19 protein-coding genes are annotated in these 23,135 nt (G+C 59.4%); 16 read left to right on the forward strand and 3 right to left on the reverse strand.

Annotated features, from left to right (window positions below; genetic code table 11):
- Window positions 1-689: 689 nt before the first annotated feature.
- A complete protein-coding gene (locus AB4Y89_RS15995) occupies window positions 690-1,910 on the forward strand; it encodes a hypothetical protein (protein ID WP_442301940.1) in 1,221 nt (406 codons plus the stop codon).
- A gap of 110 nt (window positions 1,911-2,020) precedes the next feature.
- Here the strand turns inward: AB4Y89_RS15995 and AB4Y89_RS16000 are convergent, their stop codons facing one another.
- Window positions 2,021-3,187: an AAA family ATPase gene (locus tag AB4Y89_RS16000; protein ID WP_442301941.1), complete on the reverse strand. Its 1,167-nt coding sequence runs from the start codon at window positions 3,185-3,187 to the stop codon at window positions 2,021-2,023.
- A 72-nt stretch (window positions 3,188-3,259) separates the two neighbouring features.
- On the opposite strand from AB4Y89_RS16000, the gene AB4Y89_RS16005 reads away from it, so the two are divergent.
- The 3 genes from AB4Y89_RS16005 to AB4Y89_RS16015 all read left to right on the forward strand — a co-directional run bounded on the left by AB4Y89_RS16005 (window position 3,260) and on the right by AB4Y89_RS16015 (window position 5,726).
- Window positions 3,260-4,006, forward strand: coding sequence for a cytochrome b/b6 domain-containing protein (locus AB4Y89_RS16005; RefSeq protein WP_442301942.1), 747 nt, complete (start codon window positions 3,260-3,262; stop codon window positions 4,004-4,006).
- Window positions 4,007-4,008: 2 nt separating this feature from the next.
- On the forward strand, window positions 4,009-4,758 hold the full coding sequence (locus AB4Y89_RS16010; protein WP_442301943.1) for a molybdopterin-dependent oxidoreductase: 750 nt from the start codon (window positions 4,009-4,011) through the stop codon (window positions 4,756-4,758).
- Between the two features lie 89 nt (window positions 4,759-4,847).
- Window positions 4,848-5,726, forward strand: coding sequence for a transglutaminase-like domain-containing protein (locus AB4Y89_RS16015; RefSeq protein ID WP_442301944.1), 879 nt, complete (start codon window positions 4,848-4,850; stop codon window positions 5,724-5,726).
- 91 nt (window positions 5,727-5,817) lie between these two features.
- On the opposite strand, the gene AB4Y89_RS16020 is transcribed toward AB4Y89_RS16015, so the two are convergent.
- On the reverse strand, window positions 5,818-6,585 hold the full coding sequence (locus tag AB4Y89_RS16020; protein WP_442301945.1) for a hypothetical protein: 768 nt from the start codon (window positions 6,583-6,585) through the stop codon (window positions 5,818-5,820).
- A 186-nt stretch (window positions 6,586-6,771) separates the two neighbouring features.
- Here AB4Y89_RS16020 and dnaK point away from each other — a divergent pair, with 186 nt between their 5' ends.
- The 11 genes from dnaK to AB4Y89_RS16075 all read left to right on the forward strand — a co-directional run bounded on the left by dnaK (window position 6,772) and on the right by AB4Y89_RS16075 (window position 19,791).
- Complete coding sequence (gene dnaK / locus AB4Y89_RS16025) at window positions 6,772-8,685, forward strand: molecular chaperone DnaK (RefSeq protein ID WP_442301946.1); 1,914 nt, start codon at window positions 6,772-6,774, stop codon at window positions 8,683-8,685.
- Between the two features lie 136 nt (window positions 8,686-8,821).
- Window positions 8,822-8,992 (forward strand): hypothetical protein, encoded by a 171-nt coding sequence (locus AB4Y89_RS16030; RefSeq protein ID WP_442301947.1) that lies wholly within the window; start codon window positions 8,822-8,824, stop codon window positions 8,990-8,992.
- Between the two features lie 30 nt (window positions 8,993-9,022).
- Entirely contained in the window at window positions 9,023-9,940 is a 918-nt protein-coding gene (locus tag AB4Y89_RS16035; RefSeq protein ID WP_442301948.1) for an Fpg/Nei family DNA glycosylase, read from the forward strand.
- 18 nt (window positions 9,941-9,958) lie between these two features.
- Entirely contained in the window at window positions 9,959-11,161 is a 1,203-nt protein-coding gene (locus AB4Y89_RS16040) for a DnaJ C-terminal domain-containing protein (protein ID WP_442301949.1), read from the forward strand.
- Window positions 11,162-11,643: 482 nt separating this feature from the next.
- Entirely contained in the window at window positions 11,644-12,423 is a 780-nt protein-coding gene (locus AB4Y89_RS16045; RefSeq protein WP_442301950.1) for a HipA family kinase, read from the forward strand.
- A complete protein-coding gene (locus AB4Y89_RS16050; protein WP_246153480.1) occupies window positions 12,407-12,793 on the forward strand; it encodes a DUF3037 domain-containing protein in 387 nt (128 codons plus the stop codon). Before AB4Y89_RS16045 ends, AB4Y89_RS16050 begins: the two co-directional genes overlap by 17 nt.
- A gap of 68 nt (window positions 12,794-12,861) precedes the next feature.
- On the forward strand, window positions 12,862-14,787 hold the full coding sequence (locus AB4Y89_RS16055) for a CocE/NonD family hydrolase (protein WP_442301951.1): 1,926 nt from the start codon (window positions 12,862-12,864) through the stop codon (window positions 14,785-14,787).
- A 132-nt stretch (window positions 14,788-14,919) separates the two neighbouring features.
- Window positions 14,920-15,672 carry a GntR family transcriptional regulator gene (locus AB4Y89_RS16060; protein WP_442301952.1) on the forward strand — a complete coding sequence of 251 codons (753 nt, stop codon included), beginning with the start codon at window positions 14,920-14,922 and terminating at the stop codon, window positions 15,670-15,672.
- Window positions 15,673-16,049: 377 nt separating this feature from the next.
- Entirely contained in the window at window positions 16,050-16,952 is a 903-nt protein-coding gene (locus tag AB4Y89_RS16065) for a dihydrodipicolinate synthase family protein (RefSeq protein ID WP_442301953.1), read from the forward strand.
- A gap of 5 nt (window positions 16,953-16,957) precedes the next feature.
- Window positions 16,958-18,559 (forward strand): fucose isomerase, encoded by a 1,602-nt coding sequence (locus AB4Y89_RS16070; protein ID WP_442301954.1) that lies wholly within the window; start codon window positions 16,958-16,960, stop codon window positions 18,557-18,559.
- Window positions 18,559-19,791, forward strand: a complete 1,233-nt coding sequence (locus tag AB4Y89_RS16075; RefSeq protein ID WP_442301955.1) for an MFS transporter — start codon at window positions 18,559-18,561, stop codon at window positions 19,789-19,791. The genes AB4Y89_RS16070 and AB4Y89_RS16075 overlap by 1 nt, the downstream gene beginning before the upstream one ends.
- A 308-nt stretch (window positions 19,792-20,099) precedes the next feature.
- Here the strand turns inward: AB4Y89_RS16075 and trmD are convergent, their stop codons facing one another.
- Entirely contained in the window at window positions 20,100-20,894 is a 795-nt protein-coding gene (trmD, locus tag AB4Y89_RS16080) for a tRNA (guanosine(37)-N1)-methyltransferase TrmD (protein ID WP_442301956.1), read from the reverse strand.
- 186 nt (window positions 20,895-21,080) lie between these two features.
- Here trmD and AB4Y89_RS16085 point away from each other — a divergent pair, with 186 nt between their 5' ends.
- Window positions 21,081-22,958, forward strand: coding sequence for an alpha-L-arabinofuranosidase C-terminal domain-containing protein (locus AB4Y89_RS16085; protein ID WP_442301957.1), 1,878 nt, complete (start codon window positions 21,081-21,083; stop codon window positions 22,956-22,958).
- Window positions 22,959-23,135: the final 177 nt, after the last annotated feature.

Genomic DNA, 23,135 nt, shown 5'->3' on the forward strand with positions numbered 1-23,135 from the left:
GATCAGAGGAGATAGCGCCGAGAGAGCAAACATAATTGGCACCGTCGAAATAAACGATACCGCCGGAAGTGGAACAAGCAATTGTTTGCGATTGAGAGCGGGCACAGAAGACCAGCAATAGGGCAGCCGCTACCCAAAGAACACGGGTAGAGCATTTTGCCTGTAGGTGTAGTGTAGGGATCCCGCATCTATGGGCGTTTTCCGCAATGAAAACGCCGCTGCACTTCCCTTCCGGGCTACCCAGCAACAGGGAAAATGCTCTAGCGTGACGACTTCTCATTGAAAGCATATGAACCTCGGCCTACATTAACGAGTCGTGAATGAGCACTCAGGAGTCTCACCCGCAAAAGTCCTTGTCTTACGCTTTGCTGCGCCTTCCGCCGGAGCGGGTAACGGCGGTTAAAGTTCAGAGGGCGAACATTCGACGTATGCACAACTGGGGGAGGGGGGACTCGAACAATCGGGTGGTATTTGAGACCTGGTGAGGCTACGGTGACCACTTCGTTCCTCCATATCCATTCTTATACGATTTGCTCCTTATGCCGCATCCCTCTGGCAGGTCGATGCGCGCTCCATGCCGGTCACGGTAAAGTAGGCTCATCTACTTTTTCGAAAGAAAACAGGTCATGACCTTGTTCTCGGCTCCTTCTTTGCAGACACGGATGCGGTCAAAGCAGCCCATTCAACCGTTGCAACTGGCGATCTTTGTTGTACTTTCTTCGTTGCTGGCGCTCGTCAGAGGATATCGGGGCAGCAGTCTCTTTTCGATCTCTGATGTAGAGTGGTACATCGCTCTCGCCGAAGGCCATGTTGAGCGTGTCATGCAGCCTTTCGCCATGCGTCAACTGCAGCCTTTGGTCGTTCGTGGCCTTTCGCATCTGACAGGTTTTTCTGTCTATTCGATCTTTATTGCTCTCGGGATCGTTTCGGTCGTTGCCGTACTGACGATCGTTGGTGGTCTTCTATTGCGCTCGGGGACACCGGTGTGGATCCTGATTGCTACAGGCGGTTGTTTCTTCTGGGCTGATCTGGTCCGGGGACTGGCGCTTCCCGATCTCTGGTATGCAGCGCTGTTGTCGATCATGCTCTACGCTTTGGCAAATCATCAGACGCTAGCGGCGATACTTATGTTGTTTCCGCTTTCGCTCTCGCGAGAATCCACCTTGTTGGTGCTGTTATGCCTGCTGTTGGCTACCTGGTGGCGTCTGAGTGTAGTCGAGCGCGTACTTGCTTTTGTAGCAACCTTTGCAGGTTCCTTCATTACTAGCCGGCTGAGCGCGAACGCCCTGGCGAACCAGCAACATGTTCCGGGTTCGCTCTATGTTCTGGGCAAAATCCCCTGGAATTTTTTTAAGAATGTTATTGGAGCTTATCCGTGGACACCCGGCATGAACATATGTACACCTGCCTGGCAGATACATTTGCCATTCGGTCCCATCAAAGCCTTTGGTGTCTGCGAGTGGGTGCTGTCTTTGCCGTTGACGACGCTTTTTGATGGCCTGACACGCTTTGGGCTTTTCCCGTTGCTTCTGCTTTTCTTTTTTCCTATTYGTACGTGGCGTTCGTTGTGGCGTGAAAGCCTTTTTCTGCGCTTCTGCTTGATTTACGGCGTGATCTCGTTTTTGCTGGCGCCGATGCTGGGAACAGCGGTGCCGCGGTTGTTCGGCTATGCCTGGCCGGTCTTTATGCTTGCTGTTCCGGCTTGCCTTCCGCCGATCTTCAAGAGCGGCGCAAAGGCGTGGGGGTTTCTGGCGATTCATCTGGTTGTGAGCTATCTGCCGGATATAGAGGCGCCATTGCAGATCTCTCTGCCCCTGGCGATTGTCGGTTATGTGGTGGGTTGGTGGCTGCTTCGGGTAGCGAAAGAGGCACCGGAAGCGCAGCCTGCTGCGGTCCTTGCCTTTGGCTAGGGCATTTTTCCTGTTGCCGGATATCCCGGGAGGAGCGTGCAGCGGCGTTTTCATTGAGGAAAACGTCCACAGGTGCGGAAGTCCTACACGACACCTACAGAGAAAACACTCTATCGTGCAGGCCAGGCCCACTTCGGTGTGTTGAAGAGTGTGGCTGACTCCAGTGTGGTCTCTCCGAATGATTTGATCAGGTGCAAGTGAGCGCAACCGGATTCGGCGAGGATGTTTTCGACCAGGGCTTGCGCGTGAGAGACGATGATGATCTGTGTGTTGCGTGAGGCGGCGCGGATCAACCTTGCCAGTGCAGGCAGCAGGTCCGGATGGAGGCTGGTCTCCGGTTCGTTAAGGACCAACAGCTCCGGTGGCCGCGGAGTCAGCAGAGCGGCAGTCAGCAGCAGGTAACGAAGTGTTCCATCCGAGAGCTCTTTCGCGGAGAGCGGACGCAGCAGACCGTGCTGCTGCAGGCAGATGCTGAAACCACCGGCAGTGCTTTCGATGTAGAGGCTGCTTCCGGGGAAGGCATCGTTGATCGTACGAGACAGTTCTTCGTCAGAGCGAAGTTCAAAGATCGTCTGCAATGCCGCGGCGAGATTACTGCCATCGTGATGCAGTACCGGAGAGAAGGTGCCGATCTGCGCCGTGCGTACGGGAGAGTCCGCGTCGGTGCGGAAGTGATCGTAGAAGCGCCAGCTTCGAATCGACTCGCGAACGGCGAGCATCTCCGGTGCACGTTGGGGATCGGGGATACTGGCGAGCATGCTGTCGGTGTCGGCGAGGTGCTGGGTCAGCATGACCGGTTCTTCGTCCCTGGTGGTGGAGAGCCAGACGAAGTTATTACGGCGGTCGACCATCGCGGAGGCTCTGCGATAGAGGGGGCCGTTCCAGATGCACTCCCGCTTGATGCGTGGGTCTAGTCCAAACATTGTCTGGGAGGGTATCGGGTAACCGAGATCGATGCTGTATCCGTAGAGATCGCCGCCGAAGCCGAGCATAAGGCTTGCAGAGTTCCTGCCGGCCAGGGGTTCGATCTTATGTTCGCCCTGCCGCACGCTGCGTGCGATAGTTTCAGGACCAGCCCAGAAGGTGGAGGGGAGCCCGCCCTCACGCGCCAGCGAACCCACGACGGCGTTCTGCGCTGCATCCGCAAGCAGATGTAACGAACGGTAGATATTGGACTTTCCGCTGCCATTAGCTCCGGTGACGACGCTGAGCTGCCCCAGGGGAAGAACGAGATCGCGAATGGAGCGGTATCCCTGGATGGCGATGGTGCGAATCATAGAAGCAGCATAGCTGGTTGCAGCATAGCTGTTGCACCCCGAAAATGGCTGATTTCTTGTGGAGGAACGACGGTGACTCCGTGCTATGCTCCCGTCGTGCCCACTACTGTTGCAGCGCCTGCTACCGAGAGATCGCGGCACTCCGCCGTCGTGCGTGTCACGCACTGGATCACGGTGCTTTGTTTTGTGGCACTGCTGGTGACCGGTATAGAGATTCTTCTCTCGCACCCGCGATTCTATTGGGGAGAGACCGGCAATGTGAACATGCATCCGTTGTTCACACTGCATGTGCCGTCGTCCCGCGCCATGGTGCCCACGGGATACGCCGTGCTGCCGGATCAGAACGGATGGAGCCGCTATCTGCACTTCGAGGCGGCATGGCTGATTGTTCTAACGGGTATCGTCTATGTGCTGGCGAGTCTATGGAACGGACATCTTCGCCGCGATCTTCTGCCGGCACGTGAACAGCGTAACTGGAAGGCATACACGGCAGTGTTGGGTAGATATCTTCACCGCGCTCCGGTAAAAGAGCGCGGGGCCTATAACGCTGTACAACGCGCGGTGTATCTGGGCGTGATCTTTGGTTTGTTTCCGTTGCTCCTCTGGACTGGTCTAGCGTTGTCGCCTGCCGTTGCTTCCGTTGCTCCGTGGGCAGTGGAGGCTCTCGGGGGACGGCAGTCTGCGCGGACGCTGCACTTCTTCGCGACTATTGCGCTGGTCTTGTTCTTTGTCGTGCATGTCATGATGGTGACGCTGGCGGGTTTCTGGAGCCGGACGCGGGCGATGGTGACCGGTGTCGTGAAGGAGGAACAGCTATGAGCATGACGCGGCGAAGGATGATTGCTGCAGCCGTGGCTGCGGGCGCCGGTGTTTCTGCTGCAGGCATAGCGGCGCGGCTGGCGCGGAGATATGGCCTGGTGCCTCCTGACAGCGGCGGTGTCTATGGTCCGGGAGAGACGCTGACCTATGCGACGCAGCGTTTGATGACCACGCACTCGACGGCGCGTGAGTTCTCTCGCAACATGATCTCGAAGGCTCCGTTTGCGAATGAGATACCGCCACTCAAAGAGGAGTTCAAGCGCCATCAGGCGGGGGGATTCAAGGACTGGAAGCTGACGATCGATGGCATGGTGGAGCATCCGGCATCGCTCTCACTTGCTGATCTCAAGACACTGCCAACGCGCAGCCAGGTTACGGAGCTGGCGTGCGAAGAGGGCTGGTCCTATATCGCTGAGTGGATCGGCACGCCGCTCTTCGAAGTCCTGCACGCTGCCGGCATGCTGCCTCAGGCTCGCTACGTTGTTTATCGTTCCATCGACCGCGATTGGTGGGAGAGTATCGACATGGCCGATGCGATGCATCCACAGACGCTGCTTACCTATGGCATGAATGATGACGATCTGCCGGTCAGGTTTGGTGGACCGCTGCGTCTTCGTCTGCCACGGCAGCTTGGCTACAAGAGCCTGAAGTTTGTCGACTCTATCACCGTAACGGACTCGATGAAGCGCTTCGGCAAGGGGCTGGGATCGTCTTCGCCGGAGGGCGGATATGCCTGGTATGCAGGCATTTAGAGCTGCAATGGGTGTGGCATAAGGGGCCGCAGACAGCGGTCCGATGGCATTTCGGCATCATAGAACCAAAGAAAGCAACTGGTGAATCTATGCTCATTCGCTCTGAATTCGATATTCAGTTCCAGCTTCCTGCTCCGATAACGATGCTCGCTATGCTGGACCTGCATCCGTCGGTCGATGCTCTCGCGCGTGAGGTGACATCGCTTGTCGTGGAGCATCTTGATGGCGGGCTGATGTCGCGGCTGGTGACCGAGAAGTATCAGGACAGCTACGGTAATCGCTGCTCACGTGTGCATTTGCCGGCTGGGGCGGTGCGGTTAAGCGGATCGAATGTGGTGGAGATCGATGGCGTGCCCGATCTGGTGAAGGTAGACGCCCAACAGGCCGAGGTGCGGGATCTTCCGGCGGCAGTGCTGCCCTTCCTGCTCGCCAGCCGCTACTGCGAGGTAGACCGGATGTGCGGTCTTGCCTGCGATCTCTTCGGGAGTGTTCCCAAGGGATGGCTGCTGGCGGTGACCATTCGTGACTGGGTTCACGATCATGTGAGCTTCGACTACAACTCGGCGCGGCCCACCAAGACCGCGCTCGATCTGTTCACGGAGCGTGTCGGCGTCTGCCGTGACTTTCAGCATCTGGCCATTACATTGACGCGGGCCATGAATATTCCGGCACGGTATGTCGCCGGCTACCTCGGCGACATTCGTTCGCCCTATGCCGGAGCGGGGGATTTCTCCGCGTGGTACGAGGTCTTTCTCGACGGCCGCTGGTGGACGATGGACGCTCGTCATAACCATCCACGGATCGGCCGTGTGTTGATGGCGGCGGGGCGCGATGCGACCGATGTCGCAATTACGACAACCTTCGGCGTTGCAAATCTGACCCACTTCTATGTGGAGTCGAATGAGATAGATAGCGACGGGAACCTGATTTTGCCTCATGGGCATCCTGAGATTCCGGTAGCAGCTTAAGGGCAGTTGCCCGTTGCCAGTTGGTCAGGTGCCGCGGGGGTTGAAGGGGTGTTCCCGGTACACCCTGCAGAACAAAGCGGCTGCGTTGCGCTTACTTTTGGCTTGGTAGGCGTTGGTCGATGATCTGGAATCCGTCCGGAAGGTCGAAGAGTTTGGGGTCCGGCGGCGCCGTGCTGATCTCGGCAACCGTGAAGGTCTGGTGGCCGGAGCGAGGATCGTTGCGGATAGAGAGCAGGTTGATGCCGAGCTGCTCGGAGTACCAGTACTCCCGGGTGATGATCCAGGGTTGCGAGTTCCCCAGGACGCCCGGTTTCAGAGTGGTGGTCACGCGAACCCCGTGGGTATCGATGCCGAGGATGAACCGGCGGCCCAGATCTTCGCGCGTCGTAGAGCCTGCCGGGAAGCTCTGTACGCCCGGGTCAAAGGTGGGATCGACGTCGACCGGATCGTTGTAGGGCAGCATGTAGCAGACTTTCTTATAGGGATGGCAGTTGTAGAAAACATGCGCGGCCGGGTCGCCGTGCTGCCACCAGGAGAGGTAGGAGTTTCCCCGGCTGCCAACCGGGCCAAGAAGTCGCCGCTCCTCGAAGATCCGGCCCTGGGCGTCGCGGGCGATGAAGCGGTGGTTGGTCACGGTGGTGGTATTGCCATCAGCGTAGGTCCGGACCCATTCGGTATTGAGGGTCAGGGCGAAGGGAGCACCCGGCTTTGGGGGGATGTAGATGCTCTCCAGTACTTCGGAGGTGCCGCCGTCAGGCGGCCTGACCGGGGCCTTGGGCGCGGCGTCCTGTGGGGCGGCGGCGGGCTGTTGGGCAAAGAGGGTGGCAGACAGAAGGGTGAGGCAAATCGTTCGCAGCATTGAGCCTCCAACGGCAGCAGTATCCTTCGGTTCGAGCCGGAAAGAAAGGAAAAAGAGGGTGAAACCTCGGCGAAGGGTAGCGCATCAGATAAGTTGACAGTAACTCACTCAATGTTCAGAATAGAGACTGTCGAGGGATTGGTTCGCGTCCTTCGGGACGGATTTCAGAGGGTTTAGGAGCAGGCTATGGGCAAGATTATTGGGATTGACCTCGGTACCACCAATTCGTGCGTCGCTGTGATGGAAGGTGGCGAGCCGAAGGTGATTCCGAATGAAGAGGGCGGCCGTACGACGCCGTCCATCGTCGCCTTTACCAAGAGTGGCGAGCGTCTGGTGGGCCAGGTGGCCAAGCGGCAGGCGATCACAAATCCGCAGAACACGATTTATTCCATCAAGCGCTTCATGGGCCGCCGTCCGAACGAGATTTCGGAAGAGCAGAAGATGGTGCCCTATAAGGTCGTCGCCAAGGGCGACAACGTGGTGGTCGAGGCGCAGGGTAAGGAATACACCGCGCCTGAGGTCAGCGCGATGATCCTGCAGAAGCTGAAGAAGGCTGCAGAAGACTACCTGGGGCAGTCGGTCACGGAAGCTGTAATCACGGTTCCGGCGTACTTCAACGACGCTCAGCGCCAGGCGACCAAGGACGCCGGCCGCATCGCCGGTCTGGATGTGAAGCGTATCGTCAACGAGCCGACTGCAGCTGCGCTGGCCTATGGCCTGGACAAGAAGAAGGACGAGACCATCGCCGTATATGACTTCGGCGGCGGTACCTTCGATATCTCGATCCTGGAAGTGGGCGAGGGCGTCATCGAGGTGAAGTCGACCAATGGTGACACGCACCTGGGTGGTGACAATCTCGACCAGCGCGTCGTCGACTGGCTGATCGCCGAGTTCAAGCAGGACGAGGGTATGGACCTGGGCGCGAAGGGCAATGAGATGGCTTTGCAGCGCTTGAAGGATGCGGCCGAGAAGGCAAAGATCGAGCTCTCCACCACCATGGAGACGGAGATCAACCTGCCCTTTATCACGGCCGATGCGACCGGACCGAAGCACCTGGTGAAGAAGCTGACACGTGCGAAGTTCGAGTCGCTGGTTGAGGACCTGCTGCAGCGTTCGGTTGGCCCCTGCAAACAGGCGCTGGCCGATGCGGGCGTCGATGCCAGCAAGATCGACGAGGTGGTTCTCGTCGGCGGACAGACCCGTATGCCGCGCATGCAGCAACTGGTGAAGGATCTCTTCGGCAAGGAGCCGCATAAGGGTGTGAACCCGGATGAGGTGGTTGCCATCGGAGCTGCGATCCAGGGTGGTGTGTTGACCGGTGATGTGAAGGATCTGCTGCTGCTCGACGTGACGCCGCTGACGCTGGCGATTGAGACGCAGGGTGGCGTAGCTACTCCGATGATCCCGCGTAATACCACCATTCCGACGAAGAAGAGCGAGACCTTCTCGACGGCGGCGGATAACCAGACCGAGGTGGAGGTGCACATCACGCAGGGCGAGCGTCCTCTGGCGAGCCAGAACCGCACGCTGGGCAAGTTCAAGCTGGGCGGCATCATGCCAGCTCCGCGCGGCGTGCCGCAGATCGAGGTCACCTTCGACATCGATGCCAACGGTATCCTGAACGTGACGGCGAAGGACAATGCCACCGGTAAGGACGCGAAGATCACCATCACCAGCTCGTCGGGCTTAAGCAAGGACGAGGTGGAGCGCATGGCCAAGGAAGCCGAGGCGAATGCCGCGGAAGACAAGGGCAAGCGCGAGGAGATCGAGGCCCGCAACCAGCTCGACTCGCTGGTCTACAACATCGAGAAGATGTTGAAGGAGAGCGGCGAGAAGGTGCAGGCCGCGGATAAGAGCGAGGTCGAATCGGCTCTGTCTGATGCAAAGCAGACGCTGGTGGGAACACCTTCAGTCAGCGACCTGAAGGCGGCGCACGAGAAGCTGACGGCGGCGAGCCATAAGCTGGCGGAGGCCATGTACAAGGCCAATGCATCGGGCGCTCCGACCGACGGTGGAGCAGCGGCTACCGGAACAACCGAGCAGCCGAAGAAGGACGAGGGCGTGATTGACGCCGAGTATGTAGACGTCGATCAGAAGTAAGAACTGCAGTCGGCTGAGAAGCATGCGCGGGCGCTCTTGAGATTTGATTCAGAGCGCCCGCGGTGTATCTGACGGCAGAAACGAAGTGCAGGATTTGGGGTTTATAGAAACAGCAGGTGGGAGGAGAGGTAGCGATATGAACACGATGATCTGGAAGTGCGAACAGTTTGTCGGTGGCAAGATGCGCCAGCAGAATATGTTTGAGACTGAGAATCAGGCGCGCGAGTTCGTACGTAAGTTCTCCGAGGTAGCCCCGGATGTGATCTTCCGGATTGAGCCGATGCCGTTAGAGCATGTGTGGAACTAATCGAGCATCTGCGAGATAAAGCGGAGATTCATGCCTGAAGGAAATGAGATTCATCGTTGGGCGGAGAGGCACAGCAAAGCGTTCGTCGGGAAGAAGCTTCATGTTGAAGCTCCCGGCGGACGCTTTGCGTACGCTGACGCCATCGATGGTAAGACGTTGAAAAAGATTCACGCAGTGGGCAAGCATCTCGGCTATGAGTTTGGGCCGGATGCGATTCTGCATGTCCATCTTGGCCGTTATGGTGACTGGACGGAAGGTGTCGGTGAGTTGCCGCCGGTGAAGGGCGCATTGCGGGTGAGGTTATCCAGACGGTCTGCAAAGAAAGCGGGTCCTTCGGCTTCGCTGCGCTCCGCTCAGGATGACAACGGAGAGGCGAGTACAACGCGGCATGGATGGTACTCGGAAGATGATGGGTCTACCTCTCTGGAGCCTGCGGATGTGGACTGGATCGAGCTGCGAGGGCCTTCCGACTGCTCGCTCTATGACCGTGAGCAGTGGAAGAAGTTGCTGGCCAGGTTAGGCCCTGATGCGTTGAATGGCGACGATCCCGAGCCGGCATTCGCGAAGATTGCGCGGTCGAAGACGCCGATCGCGGCGCTTCTGATGGACCAGTCGGTACTTTCGGGCATCGGAAATATCTATCGCGCGGAGCTGTTGTACCGGGCGCGGTTGTCGCCCTTTCTTGCCGGCAAAGATGTGCCAAAGACAACAGTTGAGGCCATGTGGAACGATTCCATTCCGCTGCTTAAGGCGGGTATGGTGGACAGAAGGATTGTGACGACCCTGCCGAAGGATCGTCCACACAGTGAAGGGAAGCCGTTGAAACCGGAGGTGCACTACGTCTACCGGCGGCACGGCAAGCCATGCTGGGTGTGCGGTACGAAGGTGCAGCGGCAGGAGATGGCTGGGCGCAGTTTGTATTGGTGCCCGACGTGCCAGGCGGAGTAAGTTTAAGGGAAACAGATTATGGCAACGACGCAGCAGAAGGATTACTACGGCGCACTTGGCGTGAAGAAGACGGCGACGGCGGATGAGATCCGCAAGGCCTTCCGTAAGCTTGCGCGTAAGTATCACCCCGACGTGAATCCCGGGGATAAGAAGGCCGAAGAGAAGTTCAAGGAGATTTCGGAGGCGAACGATATCCTCTCCGACGCGAAGAAGCGCAAGGTCTACGACCAACTCGGCTTCTACTCCGACAATATCGATCCTGCCGCCGCCGAAGCGTATGCCCGCGGCGGAGCCGGCGCACGTGGCGCCGGTGGTCAGGGCGTTCCATTCGACTTTGGCGGTTTTGACTTCTCCGGTTTCACTGGCGGCGGTGGGCGTCAGCAGCAACCGCAGGAGAGTGAATCGAGCGGTTGGGGTAGCTTCCGCGATATCTTCGGCGGCATCTTCAACGGTGGCCGCGACCAGGACGAGGGGCCGCAGCCCGGCACGGATATCGAGTACCAGGTGACGGTCGATTTCTGGACCGCCATTCGCGGTGGAACGACGCGGCTTGAGATCCAGCGGCAGGAGGTCTGCCCGACGTGTCATGGGCGCTCCACCACGGGCGGCAGCATGACCTGCCCGGAGTGCCACGGCAGCGGCCAGGTCACGCAGATGGGTGGCCGCATGAAGTTCAACCTGCAGTGCCCGCGTTGCGGGGGGACGGGGAAGGTGCAGAACGATTGCGTCACCTGCCATGGGCAGGGCGTCGTGCTGAAGCGTGAGCCGGTGGAGTTTCGCATCAAGGCCGGCACGCGTGACGGACAGCGCATCCGTCTGGCAGCCAAGGGCAACGCCGGGCTGCATGGCGGACCTGCGGGCGATCTGTATCTGATCATCAAGGTCGGTGAGCACCCGGTCTTTTCGCGAGTGGCCGATGACGTCTATGTCACCGTTCCAGTCACCGTCTCTGAAGCTGCACTGGGAGCGAAGGTTGAGGTGCCCACGATCGATGGCCGGGCGCATCTGAAGATTCCGCCGGGCACGCAGACGGGGCAGAAGCTGCGCCTGCGAGAGAAGGGTGTGCCGTCGGCTACACACGAGGGCAGTCGCGGTGACCAGATCGTCGAGGTCAAGATCGCGGTGCCGAAGGTGCAGGATGAGCGCTCGAAGGAGATTCTGCGCGAGCTCGCCAAGCTGAATCCCGAGGATCCCCGCGACGAGCTCTTCAGCAAGGTATAGGGATGTGTCGATAAATTTGGTTTGTGTTTTGTTCGGAATTTTGGGTATTCCCGACCCACCCTAACGTTGTGAGGGTGGGGCACCCGGGTAGGATGTGTCGGTAGAGAAGCGGGTCCTTCGCGCTGCTCAGGATGACAAAGCCAGTGGTCGCAATAACTAGAGCGCTGAAGGGCGCGCTCTATACCAGCCTGGGGCAACGCCCCAGGTCTCAGGGCAATAACAAAACCAAGGGCTGAAGGCCCGTTCTATAACCAACTATTCCAGGCTCACGAGCAGCGTTATTTAGTTACTACATGCGTCGAGAATACGATTTCAGTAAGGGAATACGCGGTAAGCATGCAGTTCGAGGCGCAGGGAACGAATCTGGTGCTCCTGAAACCGAATGTATCGTGGGTTTCTCGCGATTCCACCGCTATCGATAACACATTGCTCGTGTTGGTCAAGACGCTCATGCAACCTAAGAAAGAGAAGTTGATCTAGACATGCCGTTGCGTGAAGTGCTCGCTACCCGCTATGCCGTACCGCTACGCGAGGGCGGAAGTCTGCCTGCGATTGTGGAGGCGGATGACGACGGTATGTATGTCGTCAAGTTCCGTGGTGCGGGGCAGGGCGTGAAGGCGCTGCTGGCGGAGATCGTTGCTGGAGAGATTGCACGAACGGTCGGCCTGCGTGTGCCGGAGCTGGTCTTTGTCGAGATCGATGCGGCCCTGGGGCGCAACTATCCCGATGAGGAGATCCGTGATCTGCTGAAGGCCTCCACTGGCCGCAACCTGGGCATGGACTACCTTCCTGGCTCGACGATGTTCGAGGTTGCCGCAGGCGATTGCGCGACGGCTGAGATTGCGTCAATGGCGGTGTGGCTCGATGCTTTTGTGATGAATGTCGACCGCACGCCGCGAAATCCGAACCTGCTGTGCTGGGGCGGCAATCTGTGGTTCATCGATCATGGAGCGGCGCTCTATGTGCAGCATGACTGGGCGTCGATGATGGAGAAGGCAGCGAGCCCCTTCAGCGCTATTCGCGATCATGTGTTGTTGTCGTGGGCGGCCGATATCAGGGCCGCTGGAAAGACAGCGCGTGCCCGGCTCAATCGCAGTGAGTTTGAGCGTATTCTCGCTCTGGCGCCGGATGCGTGGTTAGAGCCGGAAGAGGGTGCTGATACTTCTGAGGCCAAGCGTGCCGCGTATGTGGAGTTCCTGATGAGGCGGCTTGAGCATGCCGATCGCTTCGAAGAGGAGGCAACGCGTGCGCGCCTCGTTTGATTACGCCGTCATCCGCATTGTTCCCCGGGTAGAGCGCGAGGAGTTCATTAACGCCGGTGTGATCGTGCTTTGCCTGGAGAAGCGATATCTCGCGGCGAAGACGATGCTGGATGAAGAGCGCCTGAAGGCCTTGTGGCCGCAGGCCGATCTCGGCGCCATCCGGTTGCACCTGGAAGCAGTCGAGAAGATTGCCGCCGGTGACGAGTCTGCGGGTCCACTGGCGAAGATGGAACTGAAGGCTCGCTTCCATTGGCTTACTTCGCCGCGCAGTACCATTCTCCAGACCGGTCCGGTGCGGACGGGTGTATGTGAAGGCACGGAAGATCTGGTGGAGAGCCTGCTGCGGCAGCTCGTCATCGCTAATCCCTGAAAAATTCGTAGGCTCTCGTGAAGCCTCGCGATATGGTGGTTGCAGTCGACACATATCGGAGGAATCCCTTGAGACTGCACGTCCTCGTTCTGGCCGCGATGGTGGCGTCCTGCGCCGCGCAGGAGACGCCGAAGTACCCCGAGTATCCCAGTGAGACTCCGGCAACGCTGAAGCCGACCGAGACCGGCTTCGACTATGCCCGCCGCGAGGTGATGATTCCGATGCGCGACGGCGTGAAGCTGCATACGGTCATCCTGGTGCCGAAAACGGCGACCACAGCGAAGAAGGCTCCCATCCTGATGACGCGCACGCCGTACAGCGCCAATATCCTGACGGCGAACCGCGCCAGCGCGCATCTCGGTGCTGCTCTGTATGGGTATGACAACGCTGTCGATACGATTGTGGGCGGCGGATATATCCGAGTCGTGCAGGACATTCGCGGCAAGTACGGCTCCGAGGGCGACTATGTGATGAATCGCCCGGTACATGGTCCGCTGAATCCCACGCCGGTGGACGACTCGACCGATACTTACGACACGATTGACTGGCTGGTGAAGAACATCCCGGAGTGCAACGGACGTGTGGGCACTCTGGGCATCAGCTATGACGGCTTCGAGCCGCTGATGGCGGCCTATCATCCGCATCCGGCATTGAAGGTGACGGTGCCGATGAACCCGATGGTGGATGGGTGGATGGGCGATGACTGGTTCCACAATGGAGCTTTCCGTCAGCAGAACCTGCCTTACATCTACGAGCAGGAAGGCTCGCGCTCGAACGATTACAAGTGGTGGTCCGACGCTTTCGATGAGTACGACTTCTGGATGAAGGCAGGCTCGGCCGGAGAGATGGGCAAGCGTCATGGAGCAGAGCAGGTCGGCTTCTGGCGGAATATCCTGGCGCATCCGGCGTATGACGAGTGGTGGCAACAGCAGGCTGTCGACAAACTGCTGGCGAAGGAGCCGCTGGCGGTTCCCATGATGGTGGTGCACAGCCTGTGGGACCAGGAAGATATCTATGGCGGCATTGCGGTGTACAAGGCCCTATCGGCGCAGCCCGCGAACAAGGGCAAGCTCTTCCTGGTGATGGGGCCCTGGCATCACGGACAAGAGATTGAGGAGTCCAGCAACATGGCCGCGATCCGCTGGGGCAGCGCGACCGGCACCTACTTCATGCGCAAGGTGCTGCTGCCGTTCCTCGATCACTATCTGAAAGACAACGCTCCGGCGATGGACGTAGCGCCAGTAACCGCCTTTGAGACCGGCACCAATGAGTGGCGCAAGCTGAAGAGTTGGCCGGTGGGATGCGAAGGCACCTGCTCGATCGAAAAGAAAGATCTGTTTCTCGGCAAAGGACTGGCAGCGACCTGGAATACGCCGGCGAATAAGACAGGTGAGTTTGAGGAGTACGTCTCCGATCCGGCGAAGCCAGTGCCGTTCCGTGCACGTCCCAATCAGCCCATTGGATATACGCCGCCGCTGACCTGGGTGAACTGGCTGGTGGACGATCAGCGTGAGGCCTCGGGCAGGCCGGATGTACTGAGCTACGTCAGTCAGCCCCTGACCGAGCCATTGAAGATCAGCGGCCAGCCGCTGGTGAAGCTGTTGGCTTCGACATCGGGTACGGATTCCGACTGGGTGGTGAAGCTGATCGATGTGTATCCGGATGAGGTGGCAGATCAGCCGGAGCTGGGTGGATATCAGCTTGCGGTCTCGATGGATATCTTCCGCGGCCGCTATCGCGAGAGCTTCGCCACCGCCAAGCCGATTGAGGCGAACAAACCGCTTGAGTATCGCTGGGAGCTGCCGACGGCGAATCATGTCTTCCTGCCGGGTCACCGCCTTATGGTGCAGGTGCAGTCGAGTTGGTTCCCGCTGTATGACCGCAATCCGCAGAAGTTTGTGCCCAATATCTTCTGGGCGAAGCCTGAGGACTATGTGAGGGCAACGCAGCGGATCTATGCAGGGAGCGCGGTGGAATTGCCGGTAGTGAAGTAGGGACGCGGTTGAATGGTTGAATTGTTGAATGGTTGAATCGTGCGGTATGGGCGAGGCGTAGACATTTACCTCGCCTTTGGATCGATAATTCTTGGCTATCGCTGAGAGCCAGAGACGCCCTAGACTGGTTGCATGCCGAGACGGTCCACCACGCATCACCAACAAAAGGGAAAGAAAGACTCGGTACGCCGGAAGGCTTACCTGCTCATCCAGAAGAAGATTGGTAACGGTCAGTTGAAGGCGGGTGAGTTGATCTCAGAGGTTGCTCTGGCCAAGGAGCTCGGCAGCAGCCGCACGCCTGTCCGTGAGGCTGCCGGACAACTACTGGCGGAGGGCATGCTGGAGCTGAGTCCTGGCGGCGGCATTGTGGTCACGCGGCTGACGCGGCAAGGGATTACGGAGCTGTATGAGTTGCGTGAAGCACTTGAGGTCTTCGCCGTAGGCCGTGCGGCGCAGAACGGGGTTCGCCCGACCGACGTTGCCCGTCTGAAAGAGCTGTTGGACGAGACGCAGGCGCTGCTGAAAGAGCTGAAGTCTTCCGGTCAGAAAGAGCTGGATGAGGACCAGATGCGCCGGTTTGCCGTCAGCGATCTGGGTTTCCATACGCTGCTGCTGCGGCTGGCGGCCAATGAACGCCTATTGAAGGTCGTGAATGAGACGCGGCTGATGATCCGCATCTTCGGGATTCAGCGCAGCGGCCATCGCCGGGAAGAACTGGAGCGGATTCACCGTCACCACAAAGAGATTCTGCAGGCCGTGATCGATGGCGAGCCGGAAGCGGCGCGCAGTTTGCTGTCGCAGCATATCCAGGCGAGCGCCCAGGAGAGGCTGGAAGAGTTCGACTACTGGGAGCGGGAACAGCACCTGGCGAGTTTGGGAGGGTGAGCCCATCCACTGGGTGTCCCAGGTCCCTTGGGGACCTGGGTATTCGAGCGAAGCTCGAACCGTCTTTTTGTTTGTCATTTCGTAGCGACCAAAGGTCGCGGAGAAATCTGCTTCTCTACCGGACTCACAACGGAGAAATAGAACGGTCGCGCGTAGCGCGATACCCCACGTCCCAGAAACGGGACATAGGAAGCCGGTTTATGGGTTGTTAGAACTCTGTGGCCTCCCCGCCCACCCTAGCGTTGCGACGGTTCACCCCAACGAACAAAGTTTGTTGGGGACCCCGAGGGTGGGGCACCCGGGTAGAGAAGAAGGACAGCGATCTGTTTTCTCTCTATTTGTCGACAAATAGTTGACATTACCTCTATCATGCCCACATGGCAAAACTGGTGACCGGGGTCTATGCGGCGGTGCTTACGCCGCGCGATGCAGCAGGGAAGATTGACGCAGGGCAGCTTCGAGGATGGATCGAGTTTCTTCTAGGCAAAGGCGTCAAGGGTTTTGCCATCAATGGCGCGACCGGCGAGTTTCCGCTGGTGACCGAGGCGGAGTTCTCGGAGCTGATGGAGATCGTGGCCGGTACCGTCGCGGGCCGGGGAAGCTTTCTTGCTGGTGTGGGGGCCGCTGGAAGCTCTGACGCCATTCGCTTGGGAAAGATTGCCCGTGAAGCCGGTGCGAAGGCTTTGCTGCTGCCCATGCCGTACTTCTTTCCCTACAGCCAGGGAGACCTGACTGCCTTCTGCCGCGAGGTAGCCGAGAACGTGGAGACACCGATACTGCTCTACAACCTGCCGCAGTTCACCTCCGGTCTGCAGCCGGAGGTGTCGCTGGCGCTCATCGAGCAGTGCAGCAACATCATCGGCATCAAGGACTCAAGTGGTTCTCTGGATACGGTCTCGCTGCTGAGCAAGCGCGCGTCGAATGCATGCCGCATTATCGGCAACGACGGTGCTCTGGCGCCGGCCTTGAAGAGCAAGGTGGCCGATGGAGTGGTCTCTGGCGTATCGTGCGTGTTGCCGGAGCTGATCACAGCTCTCTTTTCCTCCGGTGTGGAGGAGACGCGCGGCGTGGACCTGGATGCGCTCAACGGCAGGCTGCATATGTTCATCCAGCAGCTTGACCGGATGCCGACGCCGTGGGGGCTGAAGGTCTTCGGAGAAGCACGCGGCCTGGCGCAGGCGACCTTCCCCTTTGCTCTCAGCGATGAGCGCAAACAACAGATGCAGGAGATGCTGGCGTGGTTTGCGGAGAACCGCGCGGCCATGATGGTTCAGGAGTAATGGCGATGGTGAAGGAAGTTGTTCTGATAACTAGCGGCGATCTGCGGCTGTCGGCCAACCAGGCGTGCTGGCCGGCGCAGAAGGAGCTGGAGGAGAAGCTGACCTCAGTGCTCGCTGCTATGGGGGTAATGATGCGGCGCGCCTTTCCTGTGGATGAAAAAGCAGGACATGGCTTTCTCTCCAGCCAGCGGATGGGCATGGATGTCTTTGCCACTATCCCGAAGGATGTGCCGCTAATCTTTGCCACTGCAGCGTGGCAGTACACGCATCATGTGCTGCCGGGCATGCGCTTTCACAAGGGACCAATATTGACTATCGCCAATTGGTCCGGACAGTGGCCCGGTCTGGTGGGTCTGTTGAATCTGAATGGATCTCTGATCAAAGCGGGTGTGAAGTTCTCCACACTGTGGAGCCGCGGCTTTGACGATGCCTTCTTCCTGAATGGCTTGAAGCAGTGGCTGGAGACGGGGACGGTTACGCATGATCTTTCGCATGTACAGCCGCTGAAGATGGACAGGCTTCCGGAGACGGCAAAGGCGGTGGGCCGCGAGGTGGCTACGGCTCTGCGCGATCGCAAGGCGATCTTCGGTATCTTCGATGAAGGCTGCATGGGCATGTACAACGCCATCATCGATGACGAGCTGCTGAATCCCTGCGGGTTCTTCAAGGAGCGGCTGAGCCAGAGCGCGCTTGCCGCGCGTATGACCACGGTCAGCGATGAGGAGGCCGCGGCGGTGCGTGCGTGGCTGGATGCACGCGGCCTGCGCTTCGTTACAGGCAAAGATGAGGCGACGGAGCTGACCGACCGCCAGATTCTGCTGCAGGCGAAGATGTATATCGCCGCCGTACGCATGGCGGCGGAGTTCGGCTGCGACGCCATCGGCATTCAGTATCAGCAGGGACTGAAAGACACGACTCCGGCTTCGGATCTGGTGGAAGGTTTGTTGAATAATCCCGATCGCCCCCCGGTCTTGGATGAGAACGGTGTGGAGCTCTTCGCGGGCAAGGCCCTGCCGCACTTCAACGAGGTAGACGAGGGCGCCGGTGTGGATGCCCTGGTGACTAACCGCTGCTGGGTGAAGCTTGGGCTTGATCCTTCGACGACGCTGCACGATGTGCGCTGGGGCGAAGAGCTTGAGGTCGACGGGGAGAAGCAGTTCGTGTGGGTGTTGCAGATCTCGGGCGCTGCTCCGRCGAGCCACTTCGTGGGCGGCTACGCAGGTTCTGTCAGCGAGCGGCAGCCGGCGATGTACTTCCCCCTCGGGGGAGGGTCGTTGAAAGGTGTGGGCAAGCCGGGAGAGATTGTGTGGAGCCGCGTCTTTGTCGAGGGTGGAGCGCTGCACGTGGACCTGGGCCGCGGCACGGTTGTCACACTGCCGTCTGAAGAGACGGAGCGCCGCTGGCGCGAGACCACCTATCAATGGCCTATTGTGAATACCGTCCTGCACGGCGTTACCCGAGATAGCTTCATGGCGCGGCATCGGGCCAACCACATCAGCATTGCCTATGCGAACGACGCTGCTGGAGCTGACTATGCGCTCGCAGTAAAGGCTGCGGCGTTTGCCGAGCTCGGATTAAACGTCCATCTCTGTGGTGTAAAGGCATAGTGACGAAGATCGAGGCGGTCACGGGCAAGGCCTATCCATGGCTGCTGGTGGGCATGCTGTGGTTTGTCTGCCTGTTCAACTACGCGGACCGGCAGGCCATCTTCTCGGTCTTTCCGTTGTTGCGTAAGGAGCTTGCGCTTACGCCGATTCAGCTCGGCATTGTGGGCTCAAGCTTTATGTGGATGTATGCGCTCGCCGGACCGTTGGCCGGATGGGCCAGCGACCGTGTCTCTCCGCGCAAGGTGATTGTCGGCTCATTAGCCTTCTGGTCGGTGGTGACTGCGGGGACCGCGCTGAGCCATACGTATGGCGTCCTGGTCTTCTTTCGCACGCTGGGCGGGTTAGGCGAGGCCTTTTACTTTCCCGCCGCCATGGCGCTGATCGGCGCGTATCACGGTGCGGCTACCCGGTCGCGAGCGATGGCGCTGCACCAGTCGAGCGTGTACGCAGGCACGATTGCCGGTGGAGCAATGTCGGCCTTCATCGCTGAGCGCCACGGCTGGCGCTCGAGCTTCACCATCTTTGGTGTGCTGGGCGTGGCGCTGGCGGTGGTGCTGCTCTGCTGTTTGCGGCAACCGCCTCGGGTTGCGGGCGATGAGCCACAGGAGAATCCGCTGCTGCATTTCGCCCGGGGAGTGCGTGAGGTGCTGCGCAACGGCCACATCATGCTGATGATTGCGGTCTTCATGGGAGCGAACTTTGTTGCCGTGGTCTTTCTGACGTGGCTGCCGACCTTCCTGCTGGAAAAGTTCCATATGAGCCTGACCAATGCCGGCTTCAGCTCGACGGCATATCTGCAGGCTGCCTCGGTGCTGGGTGTGTTGCTGGGCGGCTGGCTTGCCGATCGCTTTGCTGCAAAGCGATCAGGCGGACGTCAGTTGACGCAGGCGATTGGCCTGCTGTGCGGTGTGCCGTTTCTGTTTCTTACCGGATGGTCGATCACGGTGCTGGGACTGATCGTCAGCATGACCGGCTTTGGGTTTTTCAAAGGCATCTACGACGCGAATATCTGGGCGTCGCTGTATGACGTGGTGCCGGTGGAGAAGCGTGGTGTGGCAGCCGGTGTGATGAATAGCCTGGGATGGCTTGGTGGAGGATTTGCGCCTGTTCTAATCGCCGCTGCAGCGCAGCGCTTTGGATTGTCAGCGTGTATCAGCGCGACGTCGGTGATCTATCTGTGTTTGGCTGTCGTGATGATGGGATTGTCAGCGAAGCTCGCGAAGCGAACCTAGCAGCAAGGGTGAGATAAGATGTATCGCTTGCCCATGCATCCGTTGCCCCATTCTTTCGCGTAGCGAAAGGGTGGGGTATCGCGCTGTGCGCGACCTGTTTAGCTAACTGATGGAGAGATAGATGTCTTGCTCCGCCCGGAGCAATGATGAAAAGACAAAAGCGGTCTCGCTTCGCTCGATACCCCACCCTTCGCGGTGAAGCCGCGAAGAATGGGGCAACGAGTGTATTGCTTGTTCGGGAGGTGTGGCTCCTTGCCCACCCTAACTTCGTGAGGGCGGGGCACCCGGGTAATAGGGGAATGGGTGTTCTACAGCCCGGCCAGAAAGGCGCGGTCTTCATCGGAGAGGTCGGCCTTGGCCAACAGGTCGGGGCGGTTGCGGGCGGTCTTCAGAAGCTGTTGTTGCCGTCTCCACTTGCGTACCTGGGCATGATCGCCGTTGGCCAGGACTTCCGGGATAGTATGGCCGAGGAACTCCGCGGGCCGGGTGAAGTGCGGGTAGTCCAGAAGGCCTCCGCTGCCGTGGGTGGCTTGCGGGCTTTCGAGGGTGTGTTCGATCTCCTCATCGCTGTGGCCGAAGGACTCGAAGCGGGCGGAGTCGGCGTTGCCCAGAACGCCGGGCAGCAGGCGAGTGACCGCGTCCAGGATGATGGCTGCACCCAGCTCGCCGCCTGAGAGAACGTAATCTCCGACGGAGAGCTCGCGGTCGCATAGAAGTGTGTTGACGCGCTCGTCCACGCCCTCGTAGCGTCCGCAGATCATGGTGATGCGTTCCAGCTTCGATAGCTCATGCGCGATGGTCTGGCTAAACGGCTTCCCGCCGGCGGCCAGCAGAATGACGGACTCACGTGCGAGGTCGCGTTCGTCCAAAGGGGTGATGCCGATCGACTCGGCGCACTCGAAGATGGGCTGAGCTTTCAGCACCATGCCTTCGCCGCCGCCGAAGGGGCGGTCGTCCACGGTGCGATGGCGGTCATGCGTAAAGGCGCGCAGGTCGTGGGTGTTGGCAGAGACCACGCCTTTGCGGATGGCCCGGGAGACCACGCCGTAGTCGAGGGGGCCGGCGAAGAAGCCGGGAAAGATGGTGATGAGCTCGAACCGCATCCTGAGAGTTCAGTGTACGTCCCCAGCGAGGAGGGGAGAGGGGGTGTACTTCGCCGGGGCGGGTTCGGTATAGTCCATACCGAACCGTGTGTGAGCCCGTTTTGCGTTCCTGAGGCGTTTTCCGGGGACAAATCCGGTCCGTTGGGATAACGTTTTCTTAAACCCGTTCAAGGAAGATACATGCGAATGAAGTGGATGGCAGTTGGCCTCAGCGCGCTGGCGCTGGGGGTTGCGGCGGCGCAGCAGCCGGCGAAGCTGAGCGTGGACACCACGCAGAAGACGGCTGATGTGAGCCCTACGCTCTATGGCCTGATGACGGAAGAGATCAACTTCAGCTACGACGGTGGCCTGTATGCGGAGCTGATCCGCAACCGCACCTTCACCAATCGCTGGCCGCGGTTTGAGTGGTGGCGTGTGGTGACCCAGGGCGAATCCTCCGCGGTGGTGGAGAACGGCGACAGCGGGCCCAGTGCGGCGCTGCCTAAGAGCATGAAGCTGGTGGTGCGCGATGCGTCGAAGGGCAATGAGGCGGGCGTCTCCAACGATGGCTACTGGGGTATGGCGGTACGGCCCTCCGCGATCTATCACGGATCGTTCTATGCCAAGCCAGCGGGGGTAGGAACGGCACACATTCGCCTGATCGCCAACCAGACCGCAGCGACACTGGCGGAGACGACAGTGCCGCTGACCGACGGTGACTGGAAGAAATACGACTACACCTTGAAAACCGGCGCTGGTGTGGTTCCGGGCAAAGACAATCACTGGGAGATGACGTTTACCCAGAAGGGCAGCATCGAACTGCAGTTGGTCAGCCTGTTCGAGCCGACGTTCAACAATCGCGAGCATGGCAATCGTCCTGACCTGATGAAGATGCTGGCGGCCATGCACCCGAACTTTCTGCGCTTTCCCGGCGGCAACTACGTCGAGGGCAACACGCTGGCCGAGCACTTCGACTGGAAGAAGACCATCGGGCCGTTGGTGGATCGTCCTACCAAGCGGACCTCATGGGGCTATACATCGAGCGACGGTATGGGCCTGCTCGAGTTCCTGGAGTGGTGTGAAGACCTGAAGATGGAGCCGGTGCTGGCCATCTTCGCCGGTTACACGCTCAACGGCGAGCATGCCGAGGGCGAGGCGTTGAACCCGTACATCGCCGAAGCCCTGGATGAGATCGAGTACGTGATCGGTGACTCGAATACCAAGTGGGGCGCGATCCGCGCGCGTGACGGCCATCCGGAGCCCTTCAAGCTGCGCTTCATCGAGGTGGGTAACGAAGACAACCTCGACCGCTCAGGAAGCTACATCAAGCGCTATCCGCCGTTTGAGAAGGCCCTCCGTGCGAAGTATCCGCAACTAAAGCTGATTGCGACTTCGTGGCAGCACGGCGGCTCGCCGGACCTGGTGGACGATCACTACTATCAGACTCCGCATGAGTTCTTTGACCTGGTGCACAAGTACGACAACGGCGATCGCAACGGACCGAAGATCTTCGTGGGCGAGTGGGCGACGCGTACCGGCTCGCCGACACCGGACTTCGGCGCTGCGCTGGGCGATGCTGCCTGGATGACCTCCATGGAGCGCAACGCCGACCTGGTAGTGATGGCCGCGTATGCGCCATTGTTTACGAACGTGAACCCGGGCGGCATGCAGTGGTCGAGCGACTTGATCGGCTATGACGCGCTGCATTCGTATGGTTCTCCCAGCTACTGGGCGCAGGTGCTCTTCAATGACCATCTGGGAACGCAGGTGGCGAAGAGTCAGGCCGAGGGAGTAGGGAACCGGTTCTTCTGGTCGGCGACGGTTTCGCCCCAGAAGAAGGTGCTTTACCTGAAGCTAGTGAACGCCAGCGACCGTCCGCAGGCGCTGACGCTCGATGTGACTGGAGCCAAGGCCGGCGCGGCGGTCACCAACACCATGCATGCGGCGACCTGGTATGTAACCAACGCGATCGATCATCCGGAGACCATCAAACCGGTGAAGGGAACGGCGACGGTTACGGCGGGTAGCTGGAAGCATGTCGTGGGGCCGAACACCATCGAGGTAATCGACATTCCTCTGAAGTAAAGTCCTTCCCCAGAGGGGGAGCGGGCGGGGCGCGCAACAGCGCCCCGCCCGCTTTTTTGTGCCCGGAAACCTCCCGTCCCGAGGAATTTTAAGGAAACGTTTCTGACCCTTCGAAATCTCGATTTCCTGATATATCTGGGGAAATTTATGGGAGTTCAGGTCTTAATTCCTCTGCTG

This window comes from Terriglobus sp. 2YAB30_2, assembly GCF_052114765.1.
In the GTDB taxonomy this organism is placed as follows: domain Bacteria; phylum Acidobacteriota; class Terriglobia; order Terriglobales; family Acidobacteriaceae; genus Terriglobus.